General features: G+C 70.7%; 15 protein-coding genes. 10 read left to right on the top strand and 5 right to left on the bottom strand.

From position 1 onward, the window contains the following. The first annotated feature begins 27 nt into the window (after positions 1-27). Positions 28-2,235 (top strand): 3-hydroxyacyl-CoA dehydrogenase NAD-binding domain-containing protein, encoded by a 2,208-nt coding sequence (locus OG912_RS00945; RefSeq protein WP_327707697.1) that lies wholly within the window; start codon positions 28-30, stop codon positions 2,233-2,235. A 56-nt stretch (positions 2,236-2,291) separates the two neighbouring features. On the opposite strand, the gene OG912_RS00940 is transcribed toward OG912_RS00945, so the two are convergent. Beyond that, the gene (locus OG912_RS00940; RefSeq protein WP_327707696.1) at positions 2,292-3,023 is read right to left on the bottom strand and encodes a MerR family transcriptional regulator; all 732 of its coding nucleotides are present in this window, start codon (positions 3,021-3,023) and stop codon (positions 2,292-2,294) included. A 126-nt stretch (positions 3,024-3,149) separates the two neighbouring features. Here OG912_RS00940 and OG912_RS00935 point away from each other — a divergent pair, with 126 nt between their 5' ends. From OG912_RS00935 to OG912_RS00915, 5 genes are all read left to right on the top strand, one after another. Then, positions 3,150-3,626 (top strand): macro domain-containing protein, encoded by a 477-nt coding sequence (locus tag OG912_RS00935; protein ID WP_327707695.1) that lies wholly within the window; start codon positions 3,150-3,152, stop codon positions 3,624-3,626. Positions 3,627-3,698: 72 nt separating this feature from the next. Further along, positions 3,699-4,241, top strand: coding sequence for a hypothetical protein (locus tag OG912_RS00930; protein ID WP_327707694.1), 543 nt, complete (start codon positions 3,699-3,701; stop codon positions 4,239-4,241). Between the two features lie 202 nt (positions 4,242-4,443). After that, a complete protein-coding gene (locus OG912_RS00925; RefSeq protein ID WP_327707693.1) occupies positions 4,444-5,022 on the top strand; it encodes a PadR family transcriptional regulator in 579 nt (192 codons plus the stop codon). Positions 5,023-5,042: 20 nt separating this feature from the next. Continuing rightward, a complete protein-coding gene (locus OG912_RS00920) occupies positions 5,043-6,032 on the top strand; it encodes an NADPH:quinone reductase (RefSeq protein WP_327707692.1) in 990 nt (329 codons plus the stop codon). A gap of 657 nt (positions 6,033-6,689) precedes the next feature. Further along, complete coding sequence (locus OG912_RS00915; protein ID WP_327707691.1) at positions 6,690-7,322, top strand: TetR/AcrR family transcriptional regulator; 633 nt, start codon at positions 6,690-6,692, stop codon at positions 7,320-7,322. On the opposite strand, the gene OG912_RS00910 is transcribed toward OG912_RS00915, so the two are convergent. Continuing rightward, positions 7,240-8,214, bottom strand: coding sequence for an oxygenase MpaB family protein (locus OG912_RS00910; protein WP_327707690.1), 975 nt, complete (start codon positions 8,212-8,214; stop codon positions 7,240-7,242). The genes OG912_RS00915 and OG912_RS00910 overlap by 83 nt on opposite strands. A 348-nt stretch (positions 8,215-8,562) precedes the next feature. Here OG912_RS00910 and OG912_RS00905 point away from each other — a divergent pair, with 348 nt between their 5' ends. Continuing rightward, the gene (locus OG912_RS00905) at positions 8,563-9,444 is read left to right on the top strand and encodes an oxygenase MpaB family protein (protein ID WP_327707689.1); all 882 of its coding nucleotides are present in this window, start codon (positions 8,563-8,565) and stop codon (positions 9,442-9,444) included. A gap of 34 nt (positions 9,445-9,478) precedes the next feature. Here the strand turns inward: OG912_RS00905 and OG912_RS00900 are convergent, their stop codons facing one another. Further along, entirely contained in the window at positions 9,479-10,522 is a 1,044-nt protein-coding gene (locus OG912_RS00900) for a LacI family DNA-binding transcriptional regulator (RefSeq protein WP_327707688.1), read from the bottom strand. A gap of 225 nt (positions 10,523-10,747) precedes the next feature. Here OG912_RS00900 and OG912_RS00895 point away from each other — a divergent pair, with 225 nt between their 5' ends. The 3 genes from OG912_RS00895 (at position 10,748) to OG912_RS00885 (ending at position 15,772) form a co-directional block, all read left to right on the top strand. Further along, complete coding sequence (locus OG912_RS00895) at positions 10,748-12,103, top strand: M14 family metallopeptidase (RefSeq protein WP_327707687.1); 1,356 nt, start codon at positions 10,748-10,750, stop codon at positions 12,101-12,103. A gap of 74 nt (positions 12,104-12,177) precedes the next feature. Next, positions 12,178-13,923: a BCCT family transporter gene (locus OG912_RS00890; RefSeq protein ID WP_327707686.1), complete on the top strand. Its 1,746-nt coding sequence runs from the start codon at positions 12,178-12,180 to the stop codon at positions 13,921-13,923. 211 nt (positions 13,924-14,134) lie between these two features. Next, on the top strand, positions 14,135-15,772 hold the full coding sequence (locus OG912_RS00885) for an ABC-F family ATP-binding cassette domain-containing protein (RefSeq protein ID WP_326740235.1): 1,638 nt from the start codon (positions 14,135-14,137) through the stop codon (positions 15,770-15,772). Positions 15,773-15,911: 139 nt separating this feature from the next. On the opposite strand, the gene OG912_RS00880 is transcribed toward OG912_RS00885, so the two are convergent. Next, on the bottom strand, positions 15,912-18,362 hold the full coding sequence (locus OG912_RS00880; protein ID WP_327707685.1) for a Tex family protein: 2,451 nt from the start codon (positions 18,360-18,362) through the stop codon (positions 15,912-15,914). 154 nt (positions 18,363-18,516) lie between these two features. Further along, on the bottom strand, positions 18,517-19,374 hold the full coding sequence (locus tag OG912_RS00875; protein ID WP_327707684.1) for an SCO6745 family protein: 858 nt from the start codon (positions 19,372-19,374) through the stop codon (positions 18,517-18,519). Positions 19,375-19,423: the final 49 nt, after the last annotated feature.

Below are 19,423 nucleotides of genomic sequence, written 5' to 3'. Positions count from 1 at the left end.
CCACCTTCCTACGGAGAAGACAGACACATGACCGAGAGCACGACCATCCGCTGGGAACAGGACGAGACCGGCGTCGTCACCCTCGTACTCGACGACCCCAACCAGTCCGCCAACACGATGAACCAGGCGTTCCGGGACTCCATCGAGGCCGTCGCCGACCGGGCCGAGGCCGAGAAGGACTCCATCCGGGGCATCATCTACGCCTCCGCCAAGAAGACCTTCTTCGCGGGCGGCGACCTCAAGGACATGATCAGGATCGGCCCCGAGAACGCGCAGGCCGCGTTCGACGCCGGCACCGCGATCAAGCGGTCGCTGCGCCGCATCGAGACCCTCGGCAAGCCCGTCGTCGCGGCCATCAACGGCGCTGCCCTCGGCGGCGGTTACGAGATCGCCCTCGCCTCCCACCACCGCATCGCCCTCGACGCCCCCGGCTCCCGCATCGGCCTGCCCGAGGTCACCCTCGGCCTGCTGCCCGCAGGCGGCGGCGTCACCCGCACCGTACGCCTCATGGGCATCGCCGACGCGCTGCTCAAGGTGCTGCTCCAGGGCACCCAGTACACCCCGCAGCGCGCCCTGGAGAACGGGCTGGTCCACGAGGTCGCCACCTCCCGCGAGGAGATGCTGGAGAAGGCCCGCGCCTTCATCGACGCCAACCCCGAGTCCCAGCAGCCCTGGGACGTGAAGGGCTACCGGATCCCCGGCGGCACCCCGTCGAACCCCAAGTTCGCCGCCAACCTGCCGGCCTTCCCGTCCAACCTGAAGAAGCAGCTCGCCGGTGCGCCCATGCCCGCGCCGCGCAACATCCTGGCCGCGGCCGTCGAGGGCTCGCAGGTCGACTTCGAGACCGCGCTCACCATCGAGGCCCGCTACTTCACCGAGCTGGTCACCGGCCAGGTCTCGAAGAACATGATCCAGGCGTTCTTCTTCGACCTCCAGGCCGTCAACTCCGGCGCCAGCCGCCCCAAGGGCATCGAGGAGCGTCAGGTCCGCAAGGTCGCCGTCCTCGGCGCCGGGATGATGGGTGCGGGCATCGCGTACTCCTGCGCCCGGGCCGGCATCGACGTCGTCCTCAAGGACGTCTCCACGGAGGCCGCCGCGAAGGGCAAGGCGTACAGCGAGAAGCTGCTCGACAAGGCGCTCTCCCGGGGCCGTACGACCGAGGCCAAGCGGGACGAGCTGCTGGCCCGCATCACCCCGACCGGCGACCCGGCCGACCTCGCGGGCTGCGACGCCGTCATCGAGGCCGTCTTCGAGGACACCGCGCTCAAGCACAAGGTGTTCCAGGAGATCCAGGACATCATCGAGCCGGACGCCCTGCTCTGCTCCAACACCTCCACGCTGCCCATCACGGTTCTGGCCGAAGGGGTCTCGCGCCCCGTCGACTTCATCGGGCTGCACTTCTTCTCGCCCGTCGACAAGATGCCGCTGGTCGAGATCATCAAGGGCGAGAAGACCGGTGACGAGGCTCTGGCCCGCGCCTTCGACCTCGTCCGCCGCATCAAGAAGACGCCGATCGTCGTCAACGACTCACGCGGCTTCTTCACCTCGCGCGTCATCGGCCAGTTCATCAACGAGGGCGTCGCCATGGTCGGCGAGGGCGTCGAGCCGGCCTCCGTCGAGCAGGCCGCCGCCCAGGCGGGCTACCCGGCCAAGGTGCTCTCCCTGATGGACGAGCTGACGCTCACCCTGCCCCGCAAGATCCGCAACGAGACCCGCAAGGCCGTCGAGGAGGCGGGTGGCAGCTGGGCCGCCCACCCCGCGGACGTGGTCATCGACCGGATGGTCGACGAGTTCGGCCGCCCCGGCCGCAGCGGCGGCGGCGGCTTCTACGAGTACGACGAGAACGGCAGGCGCACCCGCCTGTGGCCCGGGCTGCGCGAGCATTTCGGGGGTTTTGGGGGTCGCTCCCCGGGTGGGCACAGCACGAAGCCGGACACGGACATCTCCTTCACCGACATGCAGGAGCGGATGCTCTTCTCCGAGGCCCTGGACAGTGTCCGCTGCCTGGAGGAGAACGTCCTGATCACCGTCGCCGACGCCAACATCGGCTCCATCATGGGCATCGGCTTCCCCGCATGGACCGGCGGCGTGCTCCAGTACATCAACGGTTACGAGGGCGGCCTGCCCGGCTTCGTGGCCCGCAGCCGGGAACTCGCCGAACGGTACGGGGACCGGTTCCTGCCGCCCGCGCTGCTCGTGGAGAAGGCGGAGAAGGGCGAGACCTTCCACGACTGACGACACTCCCGACGGGCCGCACCACCTCATGCTCGGTGGTGCGGCCCGTCAGGGTGCTACTCGGCCGCGAAGGCGGCCCGCAGCTCCTCCTTGAGCGAGCGCTGGAAGGCGGTCACCAGTGCCTGCAGCACGAGTGGCTGCATGTGCGCGGACAGCGACTTCATCGCCTTGAGGTGCTCCGGATCCGACTCCCGTTCCCGGTACGGACCCCACACCTCGTCCCGGAACAGCCGGCTGAGCTCGTGCGCGACCGAGCGGGTGTGTTCCAGCAGGACCGTACGGGCGGCGAGGATCGTCTCGTGTGCGATCGGCACGTCGAGCAGTTCCACGCCGAGCCGCAGCAGGCCCGGGTCCACCCGGTACACACCGTCATCCGCTCCGGACCGCTCCAGCACTCCCATCGCGGCCAGCCGGTCGATGTCCTCCGGCGACAGCGGCCGCCCCGAGCGCCGTTCCAACTCCGCACGGGTCGCCTCCTCCGCCGAATCGGGCGCCCACGACGCCACCAGGGCCCGGTGGATGGCCAGATCGTGGGCGCTCAGATCGGGCGGCAACTGCTCCAGATAGCGTTCGATCGCGGCGAGCGTCATGCCCTGGTGCTGGAGTTCCTCGATGAGCGCCAGCCGGGAGAGGTGCTCGTGCCCGTAGTGCCCGACCCGGCGCGGCCCGATGACCGGAGGCGGCAGCAGCCCACGGGTGCTGTAGAAGCGCACCGTGCGCACGGTCACCCCGGCGCGTGCCGCCAGTTCGTCGACGGTGAGCTTCGGCTCCTCGCCCTCGGTCGCCATGTCTGCTCCTCGTGTCCGCCTGCGGATGGGTTGCCGGGTGCATGCGCCCTCCGGTGCAACAGTATTGCTGTCTCACCAATGATGTGAAAGAGCCTGGATGTCAGTGGGCCCGTCTAGCCTGATCCCATGTCCGAGATCACTTACGTACGCGGCGACGCGACCTCCCCCCACGGCAAGGGCGTCAAGCTGATCGTGCATGTCTGCAACGACCTCGGCGGCTGGGGCAAGGGGTTCGTCCTGGCCCTCTCGCGTCGCTGGCCCGAACCCGAAGCGGCCTATCGCCGATGGCACCGCGAGCGCTCGGGCAACGACTTCGCCCTCGGCGCCGTGCAGTTCGTGCAGGTGAGCCCGTACATCTGGGTGGCGAACACCGTGGGCCAGCGAGGCATGCGCACGGGGAGCAACGGGGTCCCGGTGCGTTACGAGGCGATCGACACGGCTCTGGGGGCTGTGGCCGACCGGGCCCTTGAGCTGGGGGCCTCGGTCCACATGCCGCGGATCGGCTGCGGGCTGGCGGGCGGGAAGTGGTCCCGGATCGAGCCCCTGATCGAGAAGCGGCTGACCGGACGGGACATACCGGTGACGGTGTACGACTTCGATTAGGCGCTCTGCGTCCGGATCGTGACGGATAGCCTGGCGCCGTCGATGCGGCAGGCAGGAAGGCAGGGGTGGGGCGTGGGGGTTGCCGAGAAGCGGGGTGGGGAGCCGGTCCGGTCGGACGGCGTAGGACCGGGCGGCCCGGTGGACGCGTCACTGCTGACGTTGCTCGGCCTCGGGCCGGACGAGGACGCGGTCTACCGTCTGCTCGTGGACCGCCCGGACTGCGAACCGGGCGCACTCGTGCGCCCGTTGAGCGATGAGGTGGTGGCCGGAGCCCTTGCCTCCCTCGTCGAACGCGGGCTCGCCGGCGCCGACCGGCCGGAGTCCGGCGGGGCTGTGCGCTACCGGGCTGCCCCGCCCGTCCTCGCGCTCGGGCCGCTCCTGGAATCCAGGCGCTCGGCACTGCACCGGGTCGAGTCGCTCGTCGGTGACCTCTCCGAGCGCCACCGCTCCGCGCAGACGTACGGCACCGGTGCCCCGGTGGAGGTGCTGTCCGGTCCGGCGGCGGTCCGGCGACGTCTGGTGACCATGCAGCGCCAGGCGAAGGACGAGGTGTGCACCTTTGTGCCGGCCAGGCACATGCCCGCCCTGCTCAGCTTCGAGGACAACCAGGAATGATCTCTGGGGTCAGGGGTATCGAACGCGCAGCCAATGAAGCCGTCCACGCCTGCGCTCGGAGCTGCGCCCGCGTGCTCGACGAGCGCGGTGGCGTCCTCCTCGCCCACCACCCTGAGGCCCGCTCGCCCTACGGTGCAGGTACGGACCCTAACATCGAATCGATGTTTACATCGATTCGATGTATCTGTGCGAGAATGGGGCCATGCTGGAACTAGCGATACTCGGCTTCTTGGCTGAGGGCTCCCTGTCCGGACACGAGCTGCGCCGCCGTGTCTCACGGCTGACTGGCTACACGCGGCCGGTCAGCGACGGCAGCCTGTATCCGGCGATCAACCGTCTGACCAGGGCGGGCTTGATCGAGCGGCGCGCCGACCCGGCCGCGGGGGCGGCCCGGTACGTGCTCAGCCTGACAGTGGCCGGGCGGGCCGACATGATGCAGCGTCTACGCAAGCCCGCTGACCACGAGATCACCGACTTCACCCGGTTCTACATCGTCCTGGCATTTCTCTCCCACCTGCCGGACGAGGCCGAACAGCACGCGGTGCTGCGCAGACGGCTGGAGTTCCTGGAAGAACCGGCGAGCTTCTTCTACGACAATGACCGGCCCCTGCGTGCCGAGGAGATCACCGACCCCTACCGGCGCGGCATGCTGCTCACCGCCCGCGCCACCAGCCGCGCCGAACGGACCTGGCTGCGCGAGGCCCTCGGCGAGAAACCGCCCGCACTCGACACCTCGGTCACCGAAAGTGACCCCCATGCTCCCGCTGCTCCCGCGAGCTGACCGCCCACGGAGGTACCTCCATGCTTGCTTCCTGGTACGACGACCAGGGACCCGCCGCCGATGTCCTGCACGTCGGCGAACTCCCTGATCCCATCCCCGGACCCGGTGAGGTACGCGTCCGTGTCACCGTCTCGGGCGTCAACCCCGGCGACACCAAGAAACGGCGCGGCTGGCTCGGCTCGACGATGCCCTTTCAACGCGTGATCCCGCACAGCGACGCCGCCGGGGTCGTCGACACCGTAGGAGAAGGCGTGGACGCACGCTGCGTCGGGCAGCGGGTCTGGGTATACGGCGCCCAGTCCTACCGGCCCTTCGGCACCGCCGCCCAGTACACCGTCGTCCCCGCCGACCTGACCGCTTCCCTGCCCGACCACCTCGGCGACGAGCTCGGGGCGAGCCTGGGCATCCCCGGCATCACCGCGCACCGCACCGTATTCGCCGACGGCCCGGTCGACGGAAAGCTCGTCCTGGTGCACGGTGTGCTCGGCGGGGTCGGCTCCCTGGCCGCCCAGCTCGCTCACTGGGCAGGTGCCACTGTGCTCGCCACCGTCCGGCGCGGGGAGGACCTGCACCGCATCGACCCCTCCGTGGTAGCGCACGCCGTCGCCCTCGACTCAGGCGACCCGGCGGCGGAGATCCGCACGTACGCACCCAAGGGAGTCCACCGCATCGTCGAGGTGTCCCTGTCCGACAACGCCGACCTGGACTGCGCCGTTGCCGCGAACGACGCGGTCATCGCCGCCTACGCCACCCGCGCCGACCAGACAGAGATCCCCTTCTGGCCGCTGCTGTTCAACAACGTCACCCTCCGCCTGCTCGGCAGCGACGACTTCCCCGCCGCGGCCAGGAGGCAGGCCGCCCGTGACCTCACTGCCGCAGCCGCCGCAGGCGCCCTCACGGTGGACATCGGCGACCGTTTCCCGCTGGAGGAGATGGCCAAGGCACACGACCGCGTCGACGCCGGCGGCCGCGGCCGCACCCTGGTCACCATCCCCCAGCGATCCAGCTGAGACAGCGACGGCCGACGGTGCTCCTCGACGAAGAGTCCCTGCGCACCGCACCATCGACCCCGGCCGCGCAGCCGCCACTGGCACCGCCAGGATCCCCGGCCCCCATGCCGCCGGTCGCTCTCGCCCGACCTCTACCGCGAGAACCTGCACGCCCTGCGGACTCGCATAAATGGCCATCTGTACGAGTTCTGCGAGAGCCCCTGAGCGTGGTGCTTTTCCGTAGGTCGCCGTCCGCGGAAGTCCTCTCAGAACTCGGGCGTTCGGCAAGACACTTCTGACTGCGAACGGATCCTTCCGCCGCCGCCAGGCCCTCACCTTGCACTTCGGCGAGCGGTACACGGCCGCGAACCGCCGGGCCCCTGAGCGTTCGTCGACACCAAGCCAGCCTAGAATCCAAGGCTGCTTGGAGCGAACCCGAAAGAGTCACTCAGTCAACACCGGATCCCGTAGCCCGCTCTGTGCTGAGCCGCATGCGTGCACGACGCCGTTCCGCCAGCCGCCGGCTGCGAGTAGGCCCCGGCCGCGGTACCGCACCCCCGGCAGGGCGCCCACCGGACTCCGGTGGGCGCCCTGCCCGCGTTGTTACAGAGTTACGGGGTGAGTCACTCCGTAACGACTTCTATGGTGGGAGTGGCAGCGGCGGAACGGGGAGGGCCCATGACGGCACGGAGCACCGACGGGACACGGCTGGCGGTGGCGCTCAGCGCGGCGCCGCCGTCCGACGCGCTGAGCGAGCAGATCCTGGACGCCGCACGCGAGCAGTTCATGACCTTCGGGCTGCGCCGCTCCACCGTCGACGACGTCGCCAAGCGTGCCAGGGTCTCGCGGGTGACCGTGTACCGGCGGATCGGCAACAAGGACAGCCTCGTCTCCGCCTGTCTGCTGCGTGAGTACCGCCGCTTCCTGGTGGAGGTGGACAATGCGGTGGCCGCCCTGCCGACGACGGAGGACCGGCTCGTCGAGGGCTTCACCGCGGTTCTGCGCCACATCCGCGAGCATCCGCTCATCGGTGGTCTGCTGCGGCTGGAGCCCGAGACCATGCTGCCCTTCCTGACCCTGGAGAGCGGCCCGGCCTTCCTCGCCATCCGCGGGTACCTGGCCGACCGGCTGCGTGAGGCCCGGCGAGCGGAGGGCCGGCCGGCGACCGATCCGACCCCGGTGGCCGAACTGATGGTGCGGATCACCGTCTCCTTCCTCCTCAGCCCCGTCAGCTGTTTCCAGCTCGACGACGACACTCAGGTGCGGGAGTTCGCCCGCCGCTATCTGGTGCCGCTGCTCGCTGCCGGTTAGAGCCGTCGGGGGTCCCGCCGGCCTCGTCGGGCAGCGGCTCCAGGGGGCGGTTGCGGGCCCAGTGCGGTCCGAGGTCGTCGAGCCGCCAGCCGAAGGGGTACGAACGGGGCTGCGGGCGCGAGGGGAAGCGGCGCGGCCGGGCCGGCAGCCGGCGTACGCACCGGGCGCGCAGGCGCAGGGCTGCCGAGGCCGAGGCCTGCGCCCACTGCGGTTGCGGCCGGAAGCCCAGCGCCCTGAGCAGCGGCTCGTCGAGCAGGGCGAGCGAGAACCTGGCCACCAGGGGCCGTAACGGACGCGGATACCAGCCGGCCATGACGCGGAAGGAGGCGTTCGCGACCCGCCGGTTGGCCGGGTCGTACGCGAACATCTGCTCCTCGTAGGAGTCGAGGAGCCGCTCGAACCCCTCGTATGTGTCGGGCACATCCGCGATGCCCATGACCGAGGCCATCTTGCGGCCGACCTCCACCAGCGCCTGCACCTCCTGGGTGCACAGAGGGCGCCAGCCGAACCGGTCGATCCAGCGTTTCGGGCCCACGACCGTGGTTGCCAGGACGTAGCGGAAGTCGTCGTTCGGGATGCTGTACTTTCCGTGGATCCGGTTCAGATGGCGCGCGGCCGCCCGCGCGCGCTCCGAGTCGAAGCCCTCGGCGGCCATCTCGTACCCGATCAGCACCGTGTCGTCGTACCGCTTCTGCCCGGCCCGTTCGAACTCCTGGGTCCGGTCGAGAAGCACGGAGATCCGCGGGACGCCGTAGTCCCGGAGGAAGGCGACGCTCACCCCCTGCCGGTAGTCCCAGGGGAACTCGTACTGGGAGATCAGCCGAAGGATCTCGGCGTAGTCGCGCGCCGGATCCATCCGGCGTATCTCGTGCAGACGGCTGTACCGGCCCATGATGCGCTCTCCTGTCCGTGTGCCGACTCCCTGCGGGGCCGCTGTTGCGGGTTGTCGCTGTCCGACAGGTCAACTCACCTGTGGTGCAAGGAATATGAGGGACCATCTGGCTGGGGAGTCAAAGTTACAAATACTATCGACTTGTTTCACGAGTCCCGTCAACACCGCCGTCACCGTCGTCTGCAGTGAGTCCGCGGCGGGTCGGCGGCGGGTCCGGGGCGGGTCCGGCCCGGGTCCTGTCCGGGGCCTTCCAGGGGTCGGTGCGCGCGACTCCCGAGGCGCTCGCATACTGGATCACACAGGGGGCGGGCGCCGAGCCGTGTGCCCGTCGACCGTCGGGAGTGCCGCATGAGCAGCGAGAAGGACAGGGGCGCTGATCCCGCACCGCCGCCGCCCGGCGGAGTGCTGTGGAGCCTGGCCGGCGACGTCCGGGCCCTGCTGATGCTGCCGGCGGCCCTCACCCTTCAGGTGGCCCACCCCGCGGTCGGTGCGGGCGTCGACGAACACTCCGTCTTCCGCACGGACCCGTGGGGGCGCGGGGAACGCTCCCTGAGCTCGCTCCAACTCTGGGTGTACGGCGGCGAGGAGGCCGCCGAGGAGGGGCGCAGGCTCCGTCGGCTGCACCGCACCATTCAGGGCACGGACACCCGCGGCCGCCCGTACCACGCGCTGTCACCGGCGAACTACGCATGGGTGCACGCGACGGGCTTTCCGGTGTTCCGGCACGGGGCGCGCTACCTCGTCCGTCCGCTCGGCCGGGAGCAGGAGCGGGCGCTGTACCGGGAGTGGCTGCAGGTGGGCCGGGTGCTCGGGATCCACGACCGGGACATGCCGCAGACGATCGAGGAGTTCTGGCCCTATTACCGCGGCATGCTCGCGGACGAGGTCGAACGGACCGTCGTCGTCGAGGAGCTCGTCGCCACGGGTGTTCCCGTGCCGCCCCCGGACCGGGGGCCCCTGGTGCTCCGGTTGCTGCTGCGGGCCCTGTGGCCGGTGCTGCTGCCGCCGCTGGCAGGGTTCCGCAGCTTCCTCACCGTCGGGCTCATGCCGCCGGACGCACGCGAGGCGATCGGCCTGGAGTGGACGGACACGCAGGAGCGCAGACTGCGGCGGTTCTGCACCGTGGTACGGGTGGTCGTGCCGGTGCTGCCGGAACGGCTGAGGTATCTGCCGCGGGCCCGGCGCGCACGGGCGGCCCACCGTGACGTGCGGCGGCGCGGAGTCCGCTGACCGGTTGCCGGCCCGGACTCCGCGCCGCCGGGCATCACGCCGAGGCGCGCCGGATCAGCTCGGTCGGCGTGATCACCGAATCGCCGCCGGAGGTCCCGTCGTTGAGTCGCTCCATCAGGAGCCGTACCATCAACCTGCCCATTCCCACTACATCCTGACGGACCGTCGTCAGGGGCGGATCGGTGGCGTCGGCAACCGACTCCATGTCGTCGAACCCGACCAGGGCCACGTCCTGCGGTACCCGGCGGCCGTGTTCGCGCAGCACCCGCAGGGCGCCGGAGGCCATCAGATCGTTGGCGGCGAATACGGCGTCCAGTTCCGGCCGTCGCTCCAGCAACTGTGTCATCGCCCGGGCGCCGCCCTCGGTGGTGAAGTCGCCGTCCGCGACCAGGGCGGGATCGCCGTCGGGCAGCACGTCGGCGTAGCCGTCGATCCGGTCGAGCGCCGATGTCTGGTCGCGCGGGCCGGCGATGTGGGCGATGTTCCTGCGGCCGAGCGAGACCAGGTGGCGTACGGCCTCGCGGGCGCCGCCGCGGTTGTCGCAGTCCACATAGGGGACCGCGAGCTCCGAGGCCGCGCCGGGCCGCCCCGGCCGGCCACCGTAGACGGTCGGCACCCGGAACCTCCTGATGACCGCGGGCAGTTCGTCGTCGGTGTGCAGCGAGAAGGCGAGCACCCCGTCGACATGGCCGCCGGCCAGATAGCGGGTGACCCGCTCGAAGTCCCCGCTGCCCTCCACCAGGAGCAGGACCAGCTGGGCGTCGTACACGCTGAGTTCACGACTGATGCCGCGGATGTGCTGGGAGAAGAAGGGGTCGGAGAAGATCCGGACCTCGGGTTCGTCGATGATCACGGCGACGGCCCCGTTGCGCCGGGTCACCAGGGTCCGGGCGGCGTGATTCGGTATGTAGCCGAGCTCCTCGACCGCCTTGCGGACCTGGTCCACGAGAGGCTGCCGCACCCCCGCACCGCCGTTCACCACTCGGGAGGCGGTCGCCCGGGACACTCCGGCGCGGGCCGCCACCGCCTCCAGCGTGGGGCGCGCGTCGTGAGGGGCATCGGGGGTCGGACCGGGCAAGAGACGCTCCTCGGAGGCGCGGAATGAGGCAGAGAGCGGCCGGGCCCGGCCGATCAGCGCGAACTTCGTCAGCCTAGCCGCCACCGGCAGGGGGCCAACGGGCGCCGTCGCGGACCTGTGGACGCCGAGTGACTGCCGGATCCCACCACGGACCGCGTCGGGCGGCCCGGCACCGAACCCCGCACAGGTCTGTCGCACGGGCGGAGTCCGGGATACCTTCCGGCCATGCCGATACGTCTGCGGAGCACCCGTCCGGCGTACGGCGCCCGCGGACGGTCCGGCCGTGGTGCGCGTTCCGGCCGCCGGCGCACCCGTAGCCTCGCACTGGCGGCCGTCGCCGCCGTACTCGCCGTCCCGCTGGTCACCGTGCCCTCCAAGGCGGCGCATGCCCTGCCCCGTACGGGATTCGAGGCCGCCGACGGATCGCGGTGGACCGGTCCGGCCGAGGAGAGTCACCTGCTCGCGGCCGTGGACCGCCACAGCGACCAGGTCTCCGTGGACCGGATCGGTACGACGCGACAGGGGCGCCCGCTGCGCCTCGTCCGGATCGGCGGGGGCCGCACCCCGGCGCTCACCGTGCTGCTGGTGTGCAGCCAGCACGGCGACGAACCCGCGGGCCGTGAGGCGTGCCTGGCGAAAATCCGTGACCTCGCATACGCCACGGACCGGGCGACCCGCGCCTTTCTCTCCCGCACGGAGATCCTCGTCCTGCCCACGGCCAACCCCGACGGCCTGGCCGCCGGAACCCGGGGCAACGCCGACGGCCTGGACATCAACCGGGACCACATCACGCTGCGGACCGCCGAGGCCCGCGCCCTCGCCGCGGTCATCAGGGACCGCAGGCCCGATGTGATCGACGACCTCCACGAGTACGGTGCGACCCCGCCCTACTACGACAAGGACCTCTACGTTCTGTGGCCCCGCACCCTCAATGCCGACGACCGGGTGCACGAGGAGTCCGAGCGTCTGGCCGAACGCCATGTACGCCCGGCCGCGCTGGCAGCCGGATTCAGCAGCGGTCGCTACGGGGTCTGGACCGACCCCGTGACCGGCGGTCCGCTCAAGCAGACGGCGGGCGACGGGCAGGAACGCATCCTGCGCAACACGGCGGCCGTCAAACACGCGATCGGGCTGCTCGTCGAATCACGCGCGGACGCGATTTCCGAGGCCGAACGAGCCGATCCGGCGCTGGGGCAACGCCGCCGCGTGAAGTCCCAACGCATAGCGCTCCGGGCCGTGTTCGCCTACGCCGACGAGGAGCGCGACCGTATTCGAGCCGCCACCGCCCGCTCGCGCGAGGCAGGGTTCACCGATCGAAGTCCCGTGTATCTCGGGGGAGCGGACAACCACGCGGCAGCGCCCGGAGAGATCCTCGTCGACCCGCCCTGCGGCTATCGGCTCACGGCGGACGGCTACGCCGGCGTACGCGACGAACTGGCCCTGCACGGCGTCACGTCCCGGCCCGACGGTGACGGCGTGTATGTGCCCCTGCGCCAGCCCGCGCGGAAGCTGATCCCGCTCCTCCTGGACCGGCGGGCGACATATCACCTCACAAACGGTCAAGCCGATACCGCTTGTTGATCCCGGGAGATGTACGTTGCGTGTGGTACTGCGTACGGAGAGCGAATATTCAGCTTCCGTGAAAGGTGCCATTCGTGTCGCAGGACGATCAGAGAACGGGCGGCCGGGGGGATCTGTCGGTGACGGCGGATCTGCCCGGAGACCCGACCCAGGGCCGGCGCCCCACGACCGACCGGGTGGTGTTCGGAGTCGCCGCGGTCCTCACCCTCGCCTTCGTGGTCTGGGGGGCAACCGCCACCGACTCGCTGGAGGACGTGTCCGACACGCTGCTCAACGGCCTCCTCCACAACGGTGGTTGGGCCTTCATGCTGGCCGCCACCGGTTTCGTGGTCTTCGCCCTGTGGCTCGCCATCAGCCGGTACGGAAAGATCACCCTGGGCCAGGAGGGTGAAGAGCCGGAATTCAGGACCGTGTCCTGGGTCGCGATGATGTTCAGCGCCGGCATGGGCATCGGCCTGATGTTCTACGGGGTCAGCGAGCCGCTGGCGCACTTCACCGACCCACCGCCCGGCACCCACCCCGCCGACGCTGCCGAGGCGATGCAGACGGCGATGGCCACCACCCTCTTCCACTGGACGCTCCACCCCTGGGCGATCTATGCGGTGGTCGGGCTGGCCATCGCATACAGCACCTTCCGGCGCCGCAGGCGGCAGACCATCAGCGCGGTCTTCGAACCGCTCATCGGCGCACGCCATGCGCACGGTGGTTTCGGCCGCTTCATCGACATCCTCGCCATCTTCGCAACGCTCTTCGGATCGGCGGCCTCGCTGGGCCTGGGCGCCCTCCAGATCGGCAGCGGATTCCAGGAGCTGGACTGGCAGGAGAAGACGGGCACCGGGCTGCTGGTCCTGATCATCGCCGTGCTGACCGTCGCCTTCGTCGCCTCGGCGGTCTCCGGCGTGGAGAAGGGCATTCAGTGGCTGTCGAACATCAACATGGTGCTCGCCCTGATTCTCGCCGTCTTCGTGTTCATCGCGGGCCCCACGATCATCGTGCTGGATCTGCTGCCCACCTCGCTCGGCGCCTACCTCGGTGATCTGCCGCAGCTCATCGGACGTACCGAGGCGACCGGCGAGGGCAAGGTGGCCACGTGGCTGGGGAGCTGGACCGTCTTCTACTGGGCCTGGTGGATCTCCTGGACGCCCTTCGTGGGCATGTTCATCGCCCGGATCAGCCGGGGCCGGACGATCCGCCAGTTCATCGGCGGAGTCATCCTGGTGCCGAGCACCGTCAGCCTCGTCTGGTTCGCGATCTTCGGCGGAACCGCGATCAAGCTCCAGGAGGCCGGCAGGCTGAGCGGCGCGGACACCCCCGAGGCCCAGCTCTTCGGCGTACTGGCGGAGTTCCCGATCGCCACCGTGATGAGTGTGCTGGTGATGGTTCTGGTGGGCATCTTCTTCGTCTCGGGCGCGGACGCCGCCTCCATCGTGATGGGCACCCTCTCCCAGAAGGGCATTCTCGAACCGGCCAAGTGGGTCGTCATCTTCTGGGGCGTCGTCACCGGCGCCGTGGCGGCGATCATGCTGCTCATCGGGAACGGCAAGGGCAATGCGCTGGAGGGTCTGCAGAACCTGACCATTCTGGTGGCGGCGCCCTTCACCATCGTGATGGTCGGCATGTGCGTGGCCCTGATGCGGGACCTGCGCGAGGACCCGCTGATCGTGCGCCGCGAGTTCGGCGTGGAAGCCGTCGAGTCCGCGGTGATCGAGGGGCACGCCAAGTACGACGGCGATTTCGAGATCCGGATCGGCCCCGGAGGCAGTCAGGTCACCACCGAGCGCCACGACAAGCCCGGCGGCTCGACGCCCGCGGGAGGCTGACACATGGGGTGGGCGGATGCGGCCGGCTCGGCCCACCGGCCGTCCCGCCGCCTTTGCCCACCCCGGGGTCACCGTCACGTTCACACCCTCGCTCCCCGGGGCCGGCGGGGCGCCCCGCCCCGGGGAGAGCCGGACCGGAGACCCCCTGCGCACGTCCTGACGGGCCTGGCCGCCCGGAGCGGTCCGGTGGCCGATTAGGATCGGCACCCTGATGACTGCCACTCTCGTCGCCAAGGACCTCGCCGCCGGACACGGCGACCGCACTCTCTTCGCCGAGCTCGACCTCGTGGTCGCGCCCGGTGACGTGATCGGTCTCGTCGGAGTCAACGGCGCCGGTAAATCGTCGCTGCTCCGGCTGCTCGCCGGTCTCGACCAGCCGGAGGAGGGCGAGCTGCGGCTCTCCCCGCCCACCGCCACGGTCGGCCACCTGCCGCAGGAACCGGAGCGCCGCCCCGACGAGACCGTGCGCGAGTTCCTGGCCCGCCGCACGGGCGTCGCCGACGCCCAGGCCGCGATGGACACCGCCACGCAGGCCCTCGTCGACGGGGCACCCGGCTCCGACGACGCGTACTCCGAGTCGCTGGAGCGCTGGCTCGCTCTCGGTGGCGCCGACCTGGACGAGCGGGCCGAGGAGGTCGCCGCGGACCTGGGCCTCACGGTCGGACTCGACCTGCCGATGACCGCACTCTCCGGCGGCCAGGCCGCCCGCGCGGGACTCGCCTCGCTCCTGCTCTCCCGCTACGACGTCTTCCTGCTCGACGAGCCCACCAACGACCTCGACCTGGACGGTCTGGAACGGCTGGAGCGGTACGTCTCCGGGCTGCGCGCCGGCACGGTCGTCATCAGCCACGACCGTGAGTTCCTGATGCGCACGGTCACCAAGGTCCTCGAACTCGACCTGGCCCAGCAACAGATCAACCTGTACGGCGGCGGCTACGCGGCCTACCTCGAAGAGCGCGAGCGGGCCCGCAGGCACGCCCGTGAGGAGTTCGAGGAGTACGCGGACAAGCGCTCGGCACTTGAGGGCCGGGCCCTGATGCAGCGTTCCTGGATGGACAAGGGCGTCAGGAACGCCCGCCGCAAGGCCTCCGACTCCGACAAGATGGCCCGCAAGTTCCGCAGCGAGTCGAGCGAGAAGCAGGCCGCGAAGGCCCGGCAGACCCAGCGCATGATCGAACGACTCGATGTGGTGGACGAGCCCCGCAAGGAGTGGGAGCTGCGGATGGAGATCGCCTCCGCCCCCCGTTCCGGCTCCGTCGTGGCCACCCTGCGCGAGGCCCAGGTCGTTCTCGGTGACTTCGCGTTCGGGCCGGCCTCGCTCCAGATCGACTGGGCGGACCGGGTCGCCATCACCGGGGCCAACGGAGCCGGGAAGTCGACCCTGCTCGCAGCCCTGCTCGGCCGTCTCCCGCTGGACTCGGGGCACGCGAGCCTGGGCTCGGGTGTGGTCGTCGGCGAGGTCGACCAGGCGCGGAAGCTGTTCCACGGCTCGGAGTCGCTCCTGGAGGCGTTCTGCGCGGCCGTCCCCGAGACGGAACCCGCCGAGGTCCGTACGCTGCTCGCCAAGTTCGGCCTGCGCGCCGACCATGTGATGCGCCCCGCGACCACGCTCTCCCCGGGCGAACGGACCCGGTCGGCGCTCGCCCTCCTCCAGGGCCGCGGCGTCAACCTCCTGGTGCTGGACGAGCCCACGAACCACCTGGACCTGCCCGCGATCGAACAGCTGGAGTCCGCGCTCGACTCCTACACGGGGACACTGCTGCTGGTCACGCACGACCGCCGGATGCTGGAGGCGGTCCGCACGACGCGCCGCGTCGAGGTGGCGGCGGGAAGGCTGACGGAGATCTGACCGCTTCGGCCTCACCGGCGTTTGAGGCGCGGGGCCCGGGGCGGAGCCCCGGTTACGGGAAGGGGCGGGGCGGGGAGAAGGTCCGCCGCAGGCGCCCCCTCCCCACCCCGCCCCGATCCGGACCGGGCGTCGGCCACAGCTACCGCTTCTTGCCGCCCTGCCCGGGATTCAGCAGCCCGGCCCGCCGCAGCGCGTCAGCCATCGCCCCGTTGGACGGAGCCGCCGCCGGAGCCTGACGAGCACCGCCACCGTTGCCGCCGCCACGCCGGTCACGCCCTTGGCCACCCTGGCCGCCGGCTTGACCGCCTCGCGCGCCCGATCCGCCCTGACCCTGGCCCTGCCGCTGTCGCGGCGGACGCCCGCCACGCTCACCCGCCGAGCCGCGCTCGCCGCCGGAGCCGGCACCGGCCCCCGCACCCGCCTCGTCATCCAGCCGCAGCGTCAACGAGATCCGCTTCCGCGGGATGTCGACCTCCATGACCTTGACCTTGACGATGTCACCCGGCTTCACGACATCGCGGGGATCCTTCACGAACGTCCTCGACATCGCCGACACGTGCACCAGGCCGTCCTGATGCACCCCGATGTCCACGAACGCGCCGAACGCCGCGACGTTCGTCACGACCCCCTCCAGCACCATTCCCGATGCCAGGTCGCCGATCTTCTCGACGCCCTCCTTGAAGGTGGCCGTCTTGAACGCCGGGCGTGGGTCGCGCCCCGGCTTCTCCAGCTCCTTGATGATGTCGGTGACGGTCGGCAGCCCGAACTTCTCGTCCACGAAATCGTCGGCCCGGATCGACCGCAGCACGCCCGTGTTGCCGATCAGCGAGGCGACGTCACTCCCCGTCCGCTTCACCATCGCCCGGACCACGGGGTACGCCTCCGGGTGCACGCTGGACGCGTCCAGCGGGTCGTCGCCCCGGATGCGCAGGAAGCCCGCGCACTGCTCGTACGCCTTCGGGCCCAGCCTGGCCACGTCCTTGAGGCCCTTGCGGGAACGGAACGGGCCGTTGGCGTCGCGGTGCGCCACGATGTTCTCCGCGAGCCCCGAACCGATGCCGGAGACCCGCGAAAGCAGCGGCGCCGACGCGGTGTTGACGTCGACCCCGACTCCGTTCACACAGTCCTCGACGACCGCGTCCAGTGAACGCGACAGCTTCACCTCGGACAGGTCGTGCTGGTACTGCCCGACCCCGATGGACTTCGGGTCGATCTTCACCAGCTCGGCCAGGGGGTCCTGGAGGCGGCGCGCGATGGACACGGCGCCGCGCAACGACACGTCCATGTCCGGGAGTTCCTGCGAGGCGAAGGCGGACGCCGAGTACACGGAGGCGCCGGCCTCCGACACCATCACCTTGGTGAGCTTCAACTCAGGGTGCTTGTCGCACAGTTCACCGGCGAGCTTGTCCGTCTCGCGCGATGCGGTGCCGTTGCCGATCGCGATCAGATCGACGTCGTGCGCCTTCGCCAGCTGCTCCAGCTTGGCGAGCGACTGGTCCCACTTGTTGGCCGGAACATGCGGGTAGATGACATCGGTCGCGACGACCTTGCCGGTCGCGTCGACGACGGCGACCTTCACTCCCGTACGGAAGCCCGGGTCGAGCCCCAGCGTGGCCCGCGTCCCGGCCGGTGCGGCGAGCAGCAGATCGCGCAGGTTGGAGGCGAAGACGCGCACCGCCTCGTCCTCCGCCGCGGTGCGCAGCCGCAGCCGCAGATCGATCCCGAGGTGGACCAGGATCCGGGTACGCCAGGCCCAGCGCACGGTGTCGCCGAGCCACTTGTCGCCGGGGCGCCCGCGGTCGTTCACCCCGAAGCGGCGGGCCACCATGTTCTCGTAGCTGGACGGGCCGGGCGTCTCGGACGGCTCCTCCGGCTCCAGGACCAGATCGAGGACGTCCTCCTTCTCGCCCCGGAGCATCGCCAGCACCCGGTGCGAGGGCAGCGCGGTGAACGGCTCGGCGAAGTCGAAGTAGTCCGCGAACTTGGCGCCGGCCTCCTCCTTGCCGTCCCGCACCTTGGCCATCAGCCGCCCGCGCGACCACATGCGCTCACGCAGCTCACCGGTCAGGTCGGCGTCCTCCGAGAAACGCTCGGTGAGGATGGCACGGGCCCCCTCCAGGGCTGCCGCGGTGTCCGCGACCCCCTTGTCCGCGTCGACGAAGGCCGCGGCCGCGGCGAGCGGGTCCCTCGACGGATCGTCGAGCAGACCCGAGGCGAGCGGTTCGAGACCGGCCTCCCGGGCGATCTGGGCCTTGGTCCGCCGCTTCGGTTTGAACGGCAGATAGATGTCCTCCAGGCGCGCCTTCGTGTCGGCGGCCCGGATCTGCGCCTCCAGCGCCTCGTCGAGCTTGCCCTGCTCCCGTACGGATTCGAGGATCGCCGTACGGCGCTCCTCCAGCTCCCGCAGATACCGCAACCGCTCCTCGAGCGTGCGCAGCTGCGCATCGTCGAGCATCTCGGTGGCTTCCTTGCGGTAGCGCGCGATGAACGGCACGGTCGATCCGCCGTCGAGCAGCTCGACGGCCGCCTTCACCTGTCGCTCACGTACGCCGAGCTCCTCGGCGATCCTGCCTTCGATGGACGTCGTCACGGTTCTACCGACTCGCCTTCTCCTGCTGGCTGTGCTGGTCGGGCCCGGTGCCGCCCGTGCGGGCCGGTCCGGAGCCACTCGCCTGCATTGTGCCGGGTGGCCGGGCGCCGTGTCGCCCGACCACCCCAGTTACCGGCCCCCGTTTTCCGGCAGGTCAGCCGGTCGCTTCCGTCGGAAACGCACCGGCCGCCAGCGCGATGCCGAGGAATCCGCGCCCCAGTTCCGTCAGCCGGGCCGCGCCCGCGCCGCCGAGATGCTCGTACGGTGCCAGGTCCATCCTGTCCGTGGTCTCTTCCAGGCCGGCCCGCAGCGCGGTGCCCGCTTCCGTCAACTTGCCCTCGGCGGTGAGCAGTCCACGCTCGCGCAGCCGCGCGGACGCATCCTCCCAGTCGGTGCGCCGCCAGCCGCGGCTGGCCAGGATCCAGCGCGGTGCCATGCCCTTGCCGGTGGCGGTGTGGCTGACCAGGGCCTCCATCGGGTCGAGTGAGGCCGCGAGGAGAGCGGCGAGATGCGCGTCGCCGCGGTGCTCGCGCAGCAGCGTCGCGGCGTGCCAGAACGCCAGGTGCGGCTGCTCCGGCACGGGAAGATCGGCGTGCGCCGCGAAGAGCGGCCGGGCGTGTCGCGTACAGCCCTCGGTGGCGCTCAGGGCCAGCTGTGCGGCCTCGGCCATCTCGGGGGAGTCGATGACCTCCTCGCCCAGCAGCCGGCGCAGCGTCGAGTCGGCGGCACGCAGCCGCGCCGCAAGGACCGCTTCGGGTGAGGCGATCTTCCAGACGGCGGGCACGTGCCGGCCCACGAGCTCGTGGTTGAAGTTGTAGAAGGTGGCGGTGACCGTGCCAGGGCCGACCGCGCCCATGGCGGCCGCGCGCGCGGCGAAGTACGCGGCGGAGGCGTCGTCGATCCCGATCCCCGCGAGCTCCTTGCCGAGGTCGGGGGAGAAGTAGAGCGCGGAGTGCAGCGGGTTGAGGGCGTTGTGGCAGCGGCGTCCGGCACGGGGAGGGAGAGTACTCATGCCTGCACGTTACCGACTGGTCGGTACGTGCCGGAACCCCGGGGAGTCC

Origin of the sequence: Streptomyces sp. NBC_00464 (assembly GCF_036013915.1) — a bacterium.
In the GTDB taxonomy this organism is placed as follows: Bacteria; Actinomycetota; Actinomycetes; order Streptomycetales; family Streptomycetaceae; genus Streptomyces.
The sequence above is the reverse complement of the archived record's forward strand: the minus strand, read 5'-3'. Positions and strand labels throughout refer to the sequence as shown.

What these genes read in the sequence shown, in the direction of transcription:
- OG912_RS00945 (WP_327707697.1), top strand. Translation starts at nt 28, where the DNA reads ATGACCGAGAGCACGACCATCCGCTGGGAACAGGACGAGACCGGCGTC.
- OG912_RS00940 (WP_327707696.1), bottom strand. Translation starts at nt 3,023, where the DNA reads ATGGCGACCGAGGGCGAGGAGCCGAAGCTCACCGTCGACGAACTGGCG.
- OG912_RS00935 (WP_327707695.1), top strand. Translation starts at nt 3,150, where the DNA reads ATGTCCGAGATCACTTACGTACGCGGCGACGCGACCTCCCCCCACGGC.
- OG912_RS00925 (WP_327707693.1), top strand. Translation starts at nt 4,444, where the DNA reads ATGCTGGAACTAGCGATACTCGGCTTCTTGGCTGAGGGCTCCCTGTCC.
- OG912_RS00920 (WP_327707692.1), top strand. Translation starts at nt 5,043, where the DNA reads ATGCTTGCTTCCTGGTACGACGACCAGGGACCCGCCGCCGATGTCCTG.
- OG912_RS00915 (WP_327707691.1), top strand. Translation starts at nt 6,690, where the DNA reads ATGACGGCACGGAGCACCGACGGGACACGGCTGGCGGTGGCGCTCAGC.
- OG912_RS00910 (WP_327707690.1), bottom strand. Translation starts at nt 8,214, where the DNA reads ATGGGCCGGTACAGCCGTCTGCACGAGATACGCCGGATGGATCCGGCG.
- OG912_RS00905 (WP_327707689.1), top strand. Translation starts at nt 8,563, where the DNA reads ATGAGCAGCGAGAAGGACAGGGGCGCTGATCCCGCACCGCCGCCGCCC.
- OG912_RS00895 (WP_327707687.1), top strand. Translation starts at nt 10,748, where the DNA reads ATGCCGATACGTCTGCGGAGCACCCGTCCGGCGTACGGCGCCCGCGGA.
- OG912_RS00885 (WP_326740235.1), top strand. Translation starts at nt 14,135, where the DNA reads ATGACTGCCACTCTCGTCGCCAAGGACCTCGCCGCCGGACACGGCGAC.
- OG912_RS00875 (WP_327707684.1), bottom strand. Translation starts at nt 19,374, where the DNA reads ATGAGTACTCTCCCTCCCCGTGCCGGACGCCGCTGCCACAACGCCCTC.